This window comes from Streptomyces sp. NPDC048106 (genome assembly GCF_040706415.1).
Taxonomy (GTDB): domain Bacteria; phylum Actinomycetota; class Actinomycetes; order Streptomycetales; family Streptomycetaceae; genus Streptomyces.
This window is the reverse complement of the sequence record NZ_JBEZND010000006.1, coordinates 288682-303410: the sequence shown is the minus strand read 5'-3', so window position 1 is coordinate 303410 and position 14729 is coordinate 288682. Positions and strand designations below refer to the sequence as shown.

Below are 14729 nucleotides of genomic sequence, written 5' to 3'. Positions count from 1 at the left end.
TCTGGACCCGGGCCCAGGCGTTCTTCGCCCAGGCCGGAGTCACCGTGGAGCGAGTGCTGACCGACAACGGCGCCTGCTACCGCTCACGCGACTGGTGCGAGCTGCTGGCAGCGGCCGGGATCACACACAAGCGCACCCGCCCCTACCGGCCCCAGACCAACGGCAAGGTCGAACGCTTCAACCGCACCCTGCTCGACGAATGGGCCTACGCCCGCCCCTACCGCTCCGAACAGGAACGGCGTGACGCCTTCCCCGGCTGGCTGCACACCTACAATCACCACCGCGGACACACCGCGCTGAAAGGCCAACCACCCGCCAGCCGCGTCCCCAACCTCACGGGTCAATACAACTAGGGCCCGTCCCTCCGGGAGCGTCTTCGGGGAGCTTCAGGGCCTTCCGGGAGGGCCTTCCGGGGGGCCTTCCAGAGGGTCTTCCGGGGGGTGTTCCGGGGGGTGTTCCGGGGGTCGCCTTTCGGCCGACCGGCACCCGGAGGGGCTAGGCGGGGCGGCGCCGGGTACCCGGCCGGGACCGGAGATTCCGGAACCGAAAGGGGAGGCGAAGCCTCATGGGGCTCGGCGGATGCATCATCCTCATCGCCGTGGGGGCCATCCTCACGTTCGCGACCGACTGGCACATGCACGGCGTCAATCTCACGGTCGTCGGCCTGATCCTGATGGCCGTCGGCCTGATCGGCGTCGCCACGTTCAGCGGTATCGCCCGGCGCCGGCGGGTCGTCGTACCGCCGACCACGCCGATCGTGGAGGAGGAACCGCACCACCACCATCACCACCACACCGGCGACGGCTACACGGACGGCTACGGCGTCTGAGGCCCGCTCGTCCACCGCGCGGCCCGGAAGGAAGCGGGCCGCACGCCGCGAACCGACCGGCGCCCGCCGTGATGAACCCGCCGAACCGGGGAAGGGCTCAGGGCATGAGATTCCTGGTACGCGACCGGCTCCTCGGCATCGGCGAAGACTACTGGATCGAGGACGAGCACGGCCGAAAGGTGTTCCTCGTCGACGGCAAGGCCATGCGGCTGCGGGACACCTTCGAGCTGAAGGACGCCCAGGGCCGGGTCCTGATCGACATCCACCAGAAGATGTTCGCCCTGCGCGACACGATGGTGATCGAACGGGACGGCGAGGGCCTCGCCACCATCAGGCGCAAGCGGCTGTCCCTGCTGCGCAACCACTACCGCGTCGCCCTGGCCGACGGCTCCGAACTGGACGTCAGCGGCAAGATCCTCGACCGCGAGTTCGTGGTCGAGTACGACGGCGAGGTGCTGGCCGTGATCTCCCGGCGCTGGCTGCACCTGCGGGAGACCTACGGCGTGGACGTCGTACGCGAGGACGCGGACCCGGCGCTGCTCATCGCGGTCGCGGTGTGCGTGATCCATCTCGCGGAGAAGGAGCGGGAGGACGACTGACGCGCCGTCGGCATCCGGGGGCGGGCTATCGGCGGGGCGGTGTCAGCCCCAGGACGCGGTCCTTCAGCGCGGGGAACTGCTCCCGCGTCGCCGCCACCTTCGCCGGGTCGAAGTCGACCGTGAGGACCTCCTCGCCGGGGCCCGCCTCGGCCAGCACCTCACCCCACGGATCCACCACGATCGAGTGACCCGCCTGCGGAACTCCCGCGTGGGTCCCGGCCGTTCCACAGGCAAGCACGAACGCCTGGTTCTCCACCGCCCGCGCCTGAGCCAGCAGCGTCCAGTGCGCGCGTCGCCGCTCGGGCCAGCCCGCCGGGAGCACCAGCACCTCGGCGCCGGCGTCGACCAGCGCGCGGAAGAGTTCCGGGAACCGCAGGTCGTAGCAGGTGCCGAGGCCGAGCGTGGCCCCGGGCAGCGGGACCGTCACCAGCTCCCGCCCCGCGCCCATCAGCACGGCCTCGCCCTGGTCGAAGCCGAAGCGGTGGATCTTGCGGTAGGCGGCGGCCAGCTCACCGGAAGGGGAGAAGACGAGGGAGGTGTTGTAGAGGGTCCCGTCGCCCCGCGCGGCCGCGTCGCCCTGCGTGGAGCCGTCGCCGGACGCCGCGCGCTCGGGGATCGACCCGGCGTGCAGCCACACGCCCGCGTCGGCCGCCGCCTTGGCCATCGTCTCGAACGTCGGTCCTTCGAGCGGTTCGGCCTCGCGGCCGAAGTCCTCGTAGGCGAAGGCGCCGGTTGTCCACAGCTCGGGCAGCACCACGAGATCGGACCCGGCCTGTTCCCGGACCAGGGCCGCCGCGCGCTGCCTGCGCGAGTCGACCGATTCGCCTTCGTCAACGGCCATCTGGATCAGAGAGGCGCGCACACTACCACCGTCCTGGCATTCGAGTCGTCCACACGGGCCTACGATCGTCACGCGAAAGCACTGCCGGGGTGCCTGCCAGCAGCGTAACTTAGCTTCTCAGACACCCGCCGACGTGCAGCCGCCGCCCGCTGGCACCGCCGCCGCAACCTGCCCGTGTACCGACCGCCGAGGGGTCCCGTTCCGTGAGTCTGCATCCCACCCTCCAGCCCTACGCCGACGCCTGGACGCACTCCGTCGACGCGATATCAGAGATGGTGCAGCCACTGGCCGAGGCCGAGTGGAACCGGCGGACTCCGTGCCCGGGGTGGTCGGTGCGCGACGTCGTGTCCCACGTCATCGGCCTGGACAGCGAGCTGCTCGGCGACCCGCGCCCCATCCACTCCCTGCCGCGCGACCTCTTCCACGTCGCCAACGAGCACCAGCGCTACATGGAGATGCAGGTCGACGTCCGCCGGCACCACACCGCGCCGGAGATGACGGCCGAACTGGAGTACACGGTCATCCGCCGCAACCGCCAGATGCGCAACGAGAACCGCGAGCCCGACACCCTGGTGCGCGGCCCGCTGGGCACGGAGGTCACCCTCGAACAGGCCTACCGGGTGCGCGCCTTCGACGTCTGGGTGCACGAACAGGATCTGCGTACGGCCCTCGGCCGCCCCGGCAACCTCGACTCCCCCGGCGCGCACGTCACCCGTGACTTCCTGCTGGAAATGCTGCCGAAGATCGTCGCGAAGGACGCGAACGCGCCGCGCAGTTCGGCGGTCGTCTTCGACGTGCACGGCCCGGTGGAGTTCCTGCGCACCATCCGCGTCGACATCCAGGGCCGCGGCACCCTGGAGACCGCCCCGGCGCTCGGCCCGGTGGCCAGCCTCAGCCTCGACTGGGAGACCTACGTCCGGCTGGCGTGCGGCCGCGTGACCCCCGAGGCGGTGGCGGACCACATCAAGACCGACGGCGACCAGGAGCTGGCGGCGGCCATCCTGCACCACTTCGTCGTGACGCCGTGACGCTGTGATGCCGTGACGTCGTGATGCCATGACGTCGTGATGCCATGACGTCGTGACGCCGTGACGGGCGTGACCGTCCGTGCGCCGGCCGGGGTTCGGCCCGCCGGCAAATCGGTGGTGGCGGGCCGGTACGGCCCTCTAGCGTGCCCGGTATGACCAACGCCCTGCCCCGGCACACCCGGCTCACCTTCCACGGCCCCCTCTCGGAGGCCCGCGCGACCGCCATGGTCCGACGGCTCGCGGCGATCCGCCCCCGCACCGTGCTGGACATCGGCTGCGGCTGGGCCGAGTTGCTGCTGCGCGTGCTGGAGGCCGTGCCGGACGCCACGGGAACCGGCGTCGACCTGAACGCCGACGACCTCGCCCGCGCCCGGCGGAACGCCGAGGAACGCGGGCTCGGCCACCGGGTGGAGTTCGCCGAGGAGTCCGCCGTGGGCACCCGGCGGGGCCCGGCCGACCTGGTGCTCTGTCTCGGCGCGACCCAGGCCCTCAGCGAGGCCGAGCCGCCCACCGTCGAGGCCCTGCGCGCGCTGCGCCGCCTGGTGACCGACGAGGGCCGGGTGCTGGTCAGCGAGGGCTTCTGGCAGCGTCCGCCCGCCGAGGCCGAACTGGCGGGCATGTGGCCGGGAGCGACGCCGGGTGACCACGACGATCTCCGGACGCTGCTCGATCACGCGGTCGAGGCCGGTTTCCGTCCGGAGTGGACCGAGACGGCGAGCCCCCAGGAGTGGGAGGAGTTCGAGTCGGGCTACCAGGCGGACCTGGAGGTCTGGCTCGCCGGCCACCCGGACCATCCACTGGCGCCGGAGACCCGGGCCCGCCTGGACCGGCACCGCGCCCAGTGGATGAGCTACCGCGACATCCTCGGCATCGCGTACCTCACCCTCGTCCCGGACCTGCGCTGACGCTGGCCCGGCCGGGCTCACGCCGGTACGTGCACCGTCTCCACCCGGCTGGCCACCAGCCGCTCACGCTCCCGGCGCGCCGCCCGGCCCCGCAGCCGCAGGATCTGGCTGAGCCCGATCGCCTGAAGGACGAACACCGCGCTGAACGCCACCGTGTAGTCGTCCCCCGTCGCGTCCAGCAGCACGCCGATCGCGAGCAGTGTGGTCATCGAGGCGATGAAACCGCCCATGTTGGTGATCCCGGACGCGGTGCCCTGCCGCTCGGGCGGGTTGGCCGGGCGGGCGAAGTCGAACCCGATCATCGAGGCGGGCCCGCACGCGCCGAGCACCGCGCACAGCACGATCAGCAGCCACATCGGCGCGTGCGCGCCGGGGTAGGCCTGCGTCGCCGCCCACAGCAGCGCCGTCGCCCCCACCGTGCCCAGCGCGAGCGGCAGCCGGGCGGCGTGGTGCCGGGCGATGATCTGGCCGTAGACCAGCCCGACCACCATGTTGGACAGCACCACGAGGGTCAGCAGCTCACCGGCCGTGGCCCGGCTGAGCCCCTCCGCCTCGACCAGGAACGGCAGGCCCCACAGCAGCAGGAAGACCATCGCCGGGAACTGGGTGGTGAAGTGCACCCACATCCCGAGCCGGGTGCCCGGCTCCCGCCAGGCCTCGGCGATCTGCCGGCGGACGTAGGCGGAGCCCTGGTGCGGGGACGGCGCGGGCTCGTGCCCCTCGGGGTGGTCCTTCAGGAACAGCAGGGTCAGCACGAGGACGACCACGCCGGCCAGCGCGCTGCCCGCGAACGCCTGCGTCCAGCCGACGCTGTGCAGCAGCCGGGCGAGCACGAGGGTGGAGATCAGGTTGCCCGCCATGCCCACCAGGGCCGCGAGCTGCGCGACCATCGGTCCGCGCCGGACCGGGAACCAGCGGGTGCCGAGGCGCAGCACGCTGATGAACGTCATCGCGTCACCGCAGCCCAGCAGCGCCCGCGAGGCGAGCGCGGTGCCGTACGACGGCGAGAAGGCGAAGCCCAGCTGGCCGATCGTGAACAGCACGGTGCCGAGGGCGAGCACCTTCTTGGTGCCGAGCCGGTCGACCATCAGGCCGACGGGTATCTGCATGCCGGCGTAGACCAGCAGCTGGAGTATGGAGAAGGTGGACAGCGCAGAGGCGTTCACATGGAAGCGGTCGGCCGCGTCGAGGCCCGCCACGCCCAGCGAGGTGCGGAAGATGACGGCGACGAAGTAGACCGCGACGCCTATGGACCACACCCCGACGGCCCGCGCGCCGCCCGGCGGGTCACCCGGAAGAGTGAGCTTGTTCATCGGACCTCCCCCCGCGCGAGCAGAGATACCCGGCTCACGTGCCGGTGCACGACCCCGACGGCCGCCTCCGCGTCACCCGCGCGCAGCGCCTTGAGGATCTCCTCGTGCTCGGCGAGCGTCTTGGCGACCCGGTCGGGGTGCGAGTACATGACGGCGACCCCCATCCGTAGCTGACGGTCCCGTAGCTGGTCGTAGAGCCGCGCCAGGATCTCGTTGCCCCCGCTGCGGACGATCTCGGCGTGGAAGCTGCGGTCGGTCGCCGCCGCCTCGGTCAGCTCCCCGGCGGCAACCTGCGCCTTCTGCCGCTCCAGCAGCTCGGCCAGCCGCTCCACCAGGCCCGGTGGGGCGGGCACGGCCTTGCGCGCGGCGTGCTCCTCCACCAGCAGCCGGGTCTCCACCACATCGGAGATCTCCTGCGCGGAGACGGGCAGGACCAGGGCGCCCTTCTTCGGGTAGAGCCGGATCAGGCCCTCGACCTCCAGCCGCAGCAGCGCCTCCCGCACGGGGGTGCGCGACACCCCCACGGCCTCGGCCAGCTCGCCTTCGGTCAGGAGGATGCCGCCCTCGTAGCTCCGGTCGAGGACGCCCTGTTTGACGTGGGTGTAGACGCGGTCGGCGGCGGGTGGCTGCTTGGCGGGCGGGGAGGAGTGCGAGACGGCCGTCTTCATGCCTACAGGATAGATACATCAGGTACGCAACACGTTCCGGCGTCCACGATGCGGACATGACGCCCATCTCCTTCGATGACCGCACAACTTTCTGTGCTACCTACATGTCAGACAGATGCGACCCCCCTCTCTCGATGCACCTCAACTCGACCGCACCCAGGGGCAATTCAAACAATCGGGGTATACCACTTTGATTACCGGCATCAAGGCCCTCCGCCTCCGCCGAGCCACCGCCGTCGCGATCACCTCCGGCGCGCTGCTCGCCACCGTCGCCCTCACCGCCGCGCCCGCACAGGCCGCCACCGCGCCTCCGATCGTGGCCAAGGGCGGCTACACGATGAACAACGCGAGCGGTTCGACGCTGTACACCAAGAACGCGGACAAGGAACTGCCCACCGGCTCCACCACCAAGATCATGACCGCCAAGGTGGTGCTCGCCCAGACGAACCTCGACCTCGACGCCAAGGTGACGATCCAGAAGGCGTACAGCGACTACGTCGTCAAGAACAACGCCTCCCAGGCCCACCTGATCGTGGGCGACAAGGTGACCGTCCGCCAGCTGCTGTACGGCCTGATGCTGCCGTCCGGCTGCGACGCCGCCTACGCCCTCGCCGACAAGTACGGTTCCGGCTCCTCCCGCTCCGCCCGCGTCGCCAACTTCATCGGCAAGATGAACACCGCCGCGAAGAACCTGAACCTGAAGCACACGCACTTCGACTCCTTCGACGGCATCGACAACGGCAACAACTACTCGACGCCGCGCGACCTGACGAAGATCGCCAGCAGTGCGATGAAGAACTCCACGTTCCGCACCATCGTGAAGACCACGTCGTACACGGCCAAGACGACGACGAAGTCCGGCGGCACCCGCACGATGGGCGCCTGGACCAACACCAACGGTCTCCTCAAGAGCTACAGCGGCACCATCGGCGTGAAGACCGGCTCCGGCCCCGAGGCCGGCTACTGCCTGGTCTTCGCCGCCACCCGCCATGGCAAGACCGTCATCGGCACCGTCCTCGCCTCCACCTCCATCGCCAAGCGCGAGTCGGACGCCACCCTGCTGCTCAAGTACGGCTTCGCCAAGCTCGGCTGAGGCCTGACACCCGCTCATCCGCTCACCCGCCCCGGGCCCGTCGCATCCAGCGGCGGGCCCGTCGCGCTGCCCGGGGCCAGGCGGCCGACCGAACCGGAGGGCCCGGCCAGGCTGCCGCGATGAAGCGAATGGTGCTAGTTTCATTAGCACCATGTTGCTGCGTCTGGACACCACCGACACCCGCCCCCTGCACGAGCAGGTCGCGGCGGCCCTCCGGCGGGCCATCGCCGACGGCGAGTGCCGCGCGGGCGAGCGCCTGCCCTCGGCCCGCGATCTCTCCACGGCCCTGGACATCAACGTCAACACCGTCCTGCGCGGCCTGCGCGAACTACGGGACGAAGGCCTGCTGGAGTTCCGCCGGGGCCGCGGCATCACCGTCACCGAGGGCGCCGCGGCCCCGCGCTCGGAGCTGCGGATCAAGGTGCGCGAACTGGTGGCCGAGGCATCCCGGCTGGGATACAGCCGGACCGATCTCATCGACATGATCCGGGAGTTGTCATGACGGACGGGCACGACGGGGGACACGGCCGGCGCCGTGCCGCGCGCTGGGCACTCGCGGGCGGCATAACGACCGTGGCCGCGCTGATCGCCGGACTTCCCTGGATCCGGCAGGACCGGCTCCCCGGTCGGCTGGCCACCCACTGGAGCGGCGGCACGGCACCCGACGGCTCGATGCCGCTGTGGGCGGCCTCCCTGGTCCCGGCCGCGGTCTGGCTGGTGCTCGCCCTCGCCCTGAGCGTGCGGTGGCGCCGCTCCTGGTCCGGGCCCCGCCCCTGGGTGGCGGTCGCCCTTGTCCCCACCGGTGTCGTCCTCGTCGGCGCCCAGGCCTCCGTCGTCGGGGCGAACCTCGACCGCACCGACTGGCACCAGGCCCACCAGCCGGTCTGGTGGGTCGCCGTCACCCTGGCCCTCGCCGCGGCGTCCGGAGCGCTGGCCTGGCGGCTGGCCGTCCGGGCCAATGCCGCCGAGCCCCCGGCCGGGACCCCGGAACTGGACCTGGCGCCGGACGAACGCCTGGTCTGGTTCTCCCGCACGGCCAACCCCTGGCTGCAACTGCTGTCGGCGGTGACCGGCCTGATCGCCGTCGGCGCCGTGGTGGGGCTCGCACTGGGGCTGGCGCCCGCCGCGTCGCTCTGGCCGGCGTGTGCGGCCTGCGCCCTCGCCTCCGTCGCGGGCGGCGTCTGCTCGTCGGTCCAGGCGAAGGTCTCGGAGGCCGGCCTGGAGGTCTCCTTCGGCCCCCTCGGCTGGCCCGTCCGCCGCTGGTCCCCGGACGCCCTCGTCTCCGCCCGCGCCGAGCGGCGCCTGCCCTCCCAGGTCGGCGGCTGGGGCTACCGCCTCAGCGGGCTGGGCACCACCGTCATGCTCCGCGCCGGCGACTGTCTGGTCGTGCGCCCCCGGGGCCGGCGTTCCGACTTCGCGGTGAGCGTGGACGACGCGGAGCGGGGTGCGGCCCTGCTGAACGCCCTCCGCGCACGCCTGGCCGAGCCCGGCCGGTGAGTCGCCCTCCGGCGGCCCTCCCCTTCCCGTTCTCCTTTCCGTACTCCTTCCGATTCCCCTTCCGCTTCCGCTACTTCGCCTGTATTCGGGAAAGCCGGTCGTAGGTCTGGAAGGTGTACGACGCGTCGTACGTCATCAGGTTGCCCTCGGCCGCCGGCAGGCCGAGACGGTGGTCGAGGAGCTGGGTGCGCGGTCCGCAGTGCTCGGGGGCGGGGACGGTGAAGGTGTCGTCGTAGGCGGAGAACTCGATCAGCGGCGGGTCCTGGGAGACCCAGGTGGAGGGACCCGAGCGCGTCAGCCGGAAGTCGACGGGCGCGTCGGCACCGATGGTGCAGCCCGGTGCCGCCAGCGGGCCGAGCAGCCGGAAGCGGAGACTGAACGTGCCAGTGTAGAAGTCGGACCGGCCGCCGTACTCGGGCTGTATCGCGAGGTCCCGGACTCCGGGCACGGCGGTCGGCGCGCTGTGCATCGCGCCCCACACCTGCCCGGCACCGCCGTCCGGCAAGGGGCCCTCGGCGTGGGTCATGGTGATCGGGGCGAGCCGCGTCGTCATCTTGCCGATGGTCAGCACCGGGGCGGCGGTGTGCACTTCGCATCTCCAGCGGGCCGGGTCCACTCCGTCGGGCAGGGGCGGGCAGTCACGGAAGTCGGTCACGGGCACGGCGGAGGCGGGCACGGTGGACGCGGCGGCCCGGGGCGCGGAGTACGCGAGTCCCGGCGCGCACACGGCCGCCGTACCGGCGAGGACGGCCGCACCGGCGACGGCGGCGGTCCTGCGGGCGAACACGCCCCGCACGAAGGAGAAACGGCGGGTGGAGCCCGAACCGGGCCCGGCGGCAGTGGATTTCGTCATGGCACCAGCGTGCCGCCCACGACCGCGCGCCCACCATCCGTGACACCCCTGGCGAGACCCTGACCTGCCCCTGATCCCCTGTCAGGGGAGGGCCGGGGCCGGGCTCAGGGATCCATCCGGTTCCGGTGTTGAGGTGGTGGCCACGTGGGGTTCAAAAAAAAGTCGTTCAAGGCGTACAACCGTTCCCCGGCGCCGCGAGTCTCTCTTGCGAGTCACCAGACTCACAACATCGTTCAGAGCCCGCACGCTTTCATGCTCGTGCGCGCGGCTCTCTCCACGTGGGGAACATAGATGCGAATTCGTGCCAGCCTGGCCGCCGCGACAGTGTCCGGCGCTGTAGCGCTCACCGCGCTTGTCGCTCCGGCCGCGCAGGCGGCGGACAGCCCGCAGGTCCCGAAGGCCTTCCTCTCGAAGCCTGCGACGCCTTCGACCGGGCGTATGACTCCGGCCGACGAGACCGACGGCGACGTCACGATCACCAAGGTGACCGACAACTCCAACAAGGACGTCGTCGTCGGCACCGGCCAGAAGACCTTCAACATCTACGTGACGGCCAGCGACCCGTCCGGGATCTACACCGCCGACGCCATCCTGTGGCACGGCACCGACATCGACAACGACGTGGACGGCGTGCTCGCTTCGGAGAACGAGGCGACCTGCGACAACTGGAGCGCCACGTCCGCCACCTGCAAGATCACCATCACGGCCACGCCGGGCACCGACCTGTACGACAGCGCCCTGAACGGCAAGTGGAACGTGGCCGTCTACGCGGTCGCCAACGACGGCGACTACATCGAGAAGGACGTCTACAAGAACCGCTGGGTCAAGCGTGCCGCCAGCTTCAGCGGTTTCAACGCCTCTCCGGAGCCCGTGGCCAAGGGCAAGACCATCACGGTCGCCGGAACCCTGAACCGCGCCAGCTGGACCTACCTGAAGTACTACGGCTACGGCAGCCAGTCCGTCGAGCTGCAGTTCAAGCCGGCGACCGGCAGCACCTACAGCACGGTCAAGACGATCAAGAGCTCGTCCACCGGCTACCTGAAGACCACCGTCACCGCTTCGGTGGACGGCACCTGGCGCTTCCACTACGCCGGTAACAGCACCTCCTCCGTCGCGGACGCCTACGACGCCGTCGACGTGCGCTGACCCTTCGCCTGACACGGCATGACGAAGGCCCTGTGGATCACTCCACAGGGCCTTCGGAATTTTCCTCAGGGACCGGTCACGCCCAGGTGATCAGCCGCTTCGGCTCTTCCAGGATCGCGGCCACGTCGGCGAGGACCTTGGAGCCCAGTTCGCCGTCGACCAGGCGGTGGTCGAAGCTCAGGGCGAGAGTCGTCACCTGGCGCGGCTTGACCTTGCCCTTGTGGACCCAGGGCTGGAGCTTGATCGCGCCGATGGCGAGTATCGCCGACTCGCCGGGGTTGAGGATCGGCGTGCCGGTGTCGACGCCGAAGACGCCGACGTTGGTGATCGTCACCGTGCCGCCCTGCATGGCGGACGGGGAGGTCTTGCCCTCCCGCGCCGTGGACACCAGCTCGCCGAGGGCGTCGGCGAGCTGGGGCAGCGTCTTGGCGTGCGCGTCCTTGATGTTCGGGACGATCAGGCCGCGCGGGGTGGCCGCCGCGATGCCCAGGTTGACGTAGTGCTTGACCACGATCTCCTGGTTGGCCTCGTCCCAGGCCGCGTTGATGTCCGGGTTGCGCTTGATGGCGACCAGCAGGGCCTTGGCGATCAGCAGCAGCGGGTTGACCCGCCTGCCCTGCATCTCCTTGTCCTGCTTCAGCTCCTCGACCAGCTTCATGGTGCGGGTCACGTCCACCGTCACGAACTCCGTGACATGCGGTGCCGTGAACGCCGAGCCGACCATGGCCGCCGCGGTCGCCTTGCGCACGCCCTTGACGGGGATACGGGTCTCCCGGGCGCCGTCGTACGTCACCACGGGGGCGACAGCGGCGGGGGCCGCCGCCACCGGCTCGGGGGCCGCCACGGGCGCGGCCGCCGCGTGGACGTCCTCGCGCGTGATGACCCCGTCCGGGCCGGACGGGGTGACCGTGGCCAGGTCGACACCCAGGTCCTTGGCCAGCTTGCGCACCGGCGGCTTGGCCAGCGGGCGGGGGCTGTCCGCCGCGGGCGCGTGGCCGTTCACCTCGGGCTGGGCGGCCGGTGCCGGAACGGTGGCCTCGGGCTGGGCGGCCGGGGCCGGGACGGTGACCTCGGGGCCCTTGCGGGGGCGGCGCTTGGTCGCGGAGGTCGACACGCCGTAGCCCACCAGGACCGGCTGACGGCCCTGGGCCTTCGGCTCCTCGGCCGAAGCAACCGGTGCGGCCGAGACCGCCGGTGCCTCCGCTGCCGCCGCCTCGGGCTGCGCGGGAGCCGGAGCCGGAGCGCCGCCCGCCACCTCCACCGTGATGATCGCCGTACCCACGTCGACCGTGGTTCCCTCGGGGAACCGCAGCTCGCGGACCACGCCGTCGTAGGGGATGGGCAGTTCGACGGCCGCCTTGGCGGTCTCGACCTCGCACACCACCTGGCCGTCGGTGACCGTGTCGCCCGGCTGGACGTACCACTTGAGGATCTCGGCCTCGGTCAGGCCCTCGCCCACGTCGGGCATCTTGAACTCGCGTACGGACGCGTCCGTCATCGTCGTCACGACCCTCTCCCTCAGTACGCCAGCGAGCGGTCGACGGCGTCGAGCACGCGGTCCAGGTCCGGCAGGTACTCCTCCTCCAGGCGGGCCGGCGGGTACGGGGCGTGGTAGCCGCCGACCCGGAGCACCGGGGCCTCCAGGTGGTAGAAGCAGCGCTCGGTGATCCGGGCGGCGATCTCCCCGCCGGAGCCGAAGAACACCGGCGCCTCGTGGACCACGACCAGGCGGCGGGTCTTCTCGACCGAGGCCTGGATGGCGTCGAAGTCGAGGGGGGAGACCGAGCGCAGGTCCAGGACCTCCAGGCTCTTGCCCTCCTCGGCGGCCGCGGCGGCGACCTCCTGGCACAGCTTCACCATCGGGCCGTAGGCCGCGAGGGTCAGGTCGGTGCCCTCGCGGACCACCTGGGCCTTGTGCAGCGGGGCGGGGATCGCCTCGACGTCCACCTCGGCCTTGTCCCAGTAGCGGCGCTTGGGCTCGAAGTAGATCACCGGGTCGTCGCTCTGGATGGCCTGCTGCATCATCCAGTACGCGTCCGACGCGTTCGACGGGCTGACGATCTTCAGGCCGGCGACGTGCGCGAACAGGGCCTCGGGGGACTCGGAGTGGTGCTCGACCGCGCCGATGCCGCCGCCGTAGGGGATGCGCACGACGACCGGCATCTTGACCTTGCCGAGCGAGCGCGCGTGCATCTTGGCGAGCTGGGTGACGATCTGGTCGTAGGCCGGGAAGACGAAGCCGTCGAACTGGATCTCCACGACCGGCCGGTAGCCGCGCAGGGCCAGGCCGATCGCGGCGCCGACGATGCCGGACTCGGCGAGCGGGGTGTCGATGACCCGGCTGTCGCCGAAGTCCTTCTGCAGGCCGTCCGTCACGCGGAAGACACCACCGAGCTTGCCGACGTCCTCGCCCATGACCAGGACCTTGGGGTCGGCCTCCAGGGCGCGGCGCAGCGACTCGTTGATGGCCTTGGCCATCGCCATCTTCTCGGCCATCTCAGTGACCCCCTTCTGCGTCCGCGAACGACGCCTGGTAGGCGGCGAACTGGGCCCGCTCCTCGTCGACGAGCGCGTGCCCGTCCGCGTACACGTTCTCGAAGATGGCGAAGTGGTCCGGGTCGGGCATGGCGCGGACCGCTTCGCGCACTCGCTTGCCCAACGCCTCGGACTCCGCTTCGAGTTCCTCGAAGAATCCCTCGTCCGCGTGGTTTGAGGCCTCCAGGTGGCGGCGAAGGCGCAGGATCGGGTCCTTCGCCTCCCAGGCCTGCCGCTCCTCGTCACCGCGGTAGCGGCTGGGGTCGTCGGAGGTGGTGTGGGCACCCATGCGGTAGGTGAACGCCTCGACCAGGGTCGGGCCCTCGCCGTTGCGGGCGCGCTCCAGGGCCCACTTGGTGACCGCGAGACAGGCGAGCACGTCGTTGCCGTCCACGCGCACGCCCGGGAAGCCGTAGCCCTGGGCGCGCTGGTAGAGCGGCACCCGGGTCTGCTTCTCGGTCGGCTCGGAGATCGCCCACTGGTTGTTCTGGCAGAAGAACACCACGGGCGCGTTGTAGACCGCCGAGAAGGTGAACGACTCGGCCACGTCGCCCTGGCTGGAGGCGCCGTCGCCGAAGTAGGCGATGACCGCCGAGTCCGCGCCGTCCTTGGCCACGCCCATCGCGTAGCCGGTGGCGTGCAGCGTCTGGGAGCCGATGACGATCGTGTACAGGTGGAAGTTGTTGCTGTTCGGGTCCCAGCCGCCGTTGTTCACGCCGCGGAACATGCCGAGCAGGTTGGTCGGGTCCACGCCGCGACACCAGGCGACGCCGTGCTCGCGGTAGGTCGGGAAGACGTAGTCGTCCTCCCGGGTGGCCCGGCCGGAGCCGATCTGGGCGGCCTCCTGGCCCAGCAGGGAGGCCCACAGGCCCAGCTCGCCCTGGCGCTGCAAGGCGGTGGCCTCGGCGTCGAAGCGACGGGTGAGCACCATGTCGCGGTAGAGACCGCGCAGGTCTTCGGGGGTGATGCCGGCGACGTAGGGGTCGTACTCGGCGTTCTTGACCCGCTTGCCCTCCGGCGTCAGAAGCTGCACGAGCTCGGGCTCGGTGCTCTTCTTCGCGCCGGCGCGCGCGGTGCGCGGGGCTCGGGTCGTGCTGGTGGTGCGCTTGGCGCCGGTGGCTCCTGACTTGGTCCCGGCAGCGCCGGTCTTGCTGCCGGTGGTGCCGGCCTTGCCTGCGGCGCTGCGCTTGCGCGCGGCACTGCTGTCCACGGTCACGTGTGCTCCTCCGTCGTTCCGGCCCCCGGGGTTGCCGGTAGGCCAGTGCGGCTCACCTGTTTCGACCACGGGGCACGGGGTGGGTGCCACTCGGCCGGGAACAGGCGTGACAGGTGCCCCGGCGAGCGCCCTGCGACCATTACGTTACCCAGTGCTCCACATTTCTGTGAAACCCCACTTGACCTGCGATTTTGCTTGGATTTCCA

General features: G+C 71.1%; 16 protein-coding genes. 9 read left to right on the top strand and 7 right to left on the bottom strand.

Annotated features, from left to right (window positions below; genetic code table 11):
- From AB0927_RS09180 to AB0927_RS09170, 3 genes are all read left to right on the top strand, one after another.
- Positions 1-353 (top strand): integrase core domain-containing protein (locus tag AB0927_RS09180; RefSeq protein ID WP_366666879.1); only part of this gene is annotated, 353 nt, incomplete at its 5' end.
- Positions 354-565: 212 nt separating this feature from the next.
- The gene (locus AB0927_RS09175) at positions 566-829 is read left to right on the top strand and encodes a DUF6458 family protein (RefSeq protein ID WP_366666878.1); all 264 of its coding nucleotides are present in this window, start codon (positions 566-568) and stop codon (positions 827-829) included.
- Positions 830-933: 104 nt separating this feature from the next.
- Entirely contained in the window at positions 934-1428 is a 495-nt protein-coding gene (locus tag AB0927_RS09170) for an LURP-one-related family protein (RefSeq protein WP_366666877.1), read from the top strand.
- A 25-nt stretch (positions 1429-1453) separates the two neighbouring features.
- Here the strand turns inward: AB0927_RS09170 and AB0927_RS09165 are convergent, their stop codons facing one another.
- Entirely contained in the window at positions 1454-2290 is an 837-nt protein-coding gene (locus tag AB0927_RS09165) for a carbon-nitrogen family hydrolase (RefSeq protein WP_366666876.1), read from the bottom strand.
- Positions 2291-2472: 182 nt separating this feature from the next.
- Between AB0927_RS09165 and AB0927_RS09160 the strand changes: the two genes are divergently transcribed.
- Both AB0927_RS09160 and AB0927_RS09155 read left to right on the top strand, forming a co-directional pair.
- A complete protein-coding gene (locus AB0927_RS09160) occupies positions 2473-3297 on the top strand; it encodes a maleylpyruvate isomerase family mycothiol-dependent enzyme (protein WP_366666875.1) in 825 nt (274 codons plus the stop codon).
- A 152-nt stretch (positions 3298-3449) separates the two neighbouring features.
- Positions 3450-4202, top strand: coding sequence for a class I SAM-dependent methyltransferase (locus AB0927_RS09155; RefSeq protein ID WP_366666874.1), 753 nt, complete (start codon positions 3450-3452; stop codon positions 4200-4202).
- Positions 4203-4219: 17 nt separating this feature from the next.
- Here the strand turns inward: AB0927_RS09155 and AB0927_RS09150 are convergent, their stop codons facing one another.
- A complete protein-coding gene (locus AB0927_RS09150) occupies positions 4220-5515 on the bottom strand; it encodes an MFS transporter (protein ID WP_366666873.1) in 1296 nt (431 codons plus the stop codon).
- Entirely contained in the window at positions 5512-6183 is a 672-nt protein-coding gene (locus AB0927_RS09145; protein ID WP_366666872.1) for a GntR family transcriptional regulator, read from the bottom strand. Before AB0927_RS09145 ends, AB0927_RS09150 begins: the two co-directional genes overlap by 4 nt.
- 190 nt (positions 6184-6373) lie before the next feature.
- On the opposite strand from AB0927_RS09145, the gene AB0927_RS09140 reads away from it, so the two are divergent.
- From AB0927_RS09140 to AB0927_RS09130, 3 genes are all read left to right on the top strand, one after another.
- Positions 6374-7276, top strand: a complete 903-nt coding sequence (locus tag AB0927_RS09140; protein ID WP_366666871.1) for a serine hydrolase — start codon at positions 6374-6376, stop codon at positions 7274-7276.
- A 151-nt stretch (positions 7277-7427) separates the two neighbouring features.
- Positions 7428-7778 (top strand): GntR family transcriptional regulator, encoded by a 351-nt coding sequence (locus AB0927_RS09135; RefSeq protein WP_366666870.1) that lies wholly within the window; start codon positions 7428-7430, stop codon positions 7776-7778.
- Positions 7775-8773 carry a DUF1648 domain-containing protein gene (locus AB0927_RS09130; RefSeq protein WP_366666869.1) on the top strand — a complete coding sequence of 333 codons (999 nt, stop codon included), beginning with the start codon at positions 7775-7777 and terminating at the stop codon, positions 8771-8773. The genes AB0927_RS09135 and AB0927_RS09130 overlap by 4 nt, the downstream gene beginning before the upstream one ends.
- A 70-nt stretch (positions 8774-8843) precedes the next feature.
- Here AB0927_RS09130 and AB0927_RS09125 read toward each other — a convergent pair whose 3' ends face one another.
- Positions 8844-9626: a hypothetical protein gene (locus AB0927_RS09125; RefSeq protein ID WP_366666868.1), complete on the bottom strand. Its 783-nt coding sequence runs from the start codon at positions 9624-9626 to the stop codon at positions 8844-8846.
- Positions 9627-9917: 291 nt separating this feature from the next.
- Between AB0927_RS09125 and AB0927_RS09120 the strand changes: the two genes are divergently transcribed.
- The gene (locus AB0927_RS09120; protein ID WP_366666867.1) at positions 9918-10772 is read left to right on the top strand and encodes a calcium-binding protein; all 855 of its coding nucleotides are present in this window, start codon (positions 9918-9920) and stop codon (positions 10770-10772) included.
- Between the two features lie 76 nt (positions 10773-10848).
- Here the strand turns inward: AB0927_RS09120 and AB0927_RS09115 are convergent, their stop codons facing one another.
- Genes AB0927_RS09115 through pdhA form a run of 3 tightly spaced genes read right to left on the bottom strand, consistent with a single transcriptional unit; the run spans position 10849 to position 14523 of the window.
- The gene (locus AB0927_RS09115; RefSeq protein ID WP_366666866.1) at positions 10849-12279 is read right to left on the bottom strand and encodes a dihydrolipoamide acetyltransferase family protein; all 1431 of its coding nucleotides are present in this window, start codon (positions 12277-12279) and stop codon (positions 10849-10851) included.
- Positions 12280-12290: 11 nt separating this feature from the next.
- Positions 12291-13268: an alpha-ketoacid dehydrogenase subunit beta gene (locus tag AB0927_RS09110; protein ID WP_366666865.1), complete on the bottom strand. Its 978-nt coding sequence runs from the start codon at positions 13266-13268 to the stop codon at positions 12291-12293.
- Position 13269: 1 nt separating this feature from the next.
- Positions 13270-14523 carry a pyruvate dehydrogenase (acetyl-transferring) E1 component subunit alpha gene (gene pdhA / locus AB0927_RS09105; protein WP_366666864.1) on the bottom strand — a complete coding sequence of 418 codons (1254 nt, stop codon included), beginning with the start codon at positions 14521-14523 and terminating at the stop codon, positions 13270-13272.
- Positions 14524-14729: the final 206 nt, after the last annotated feature.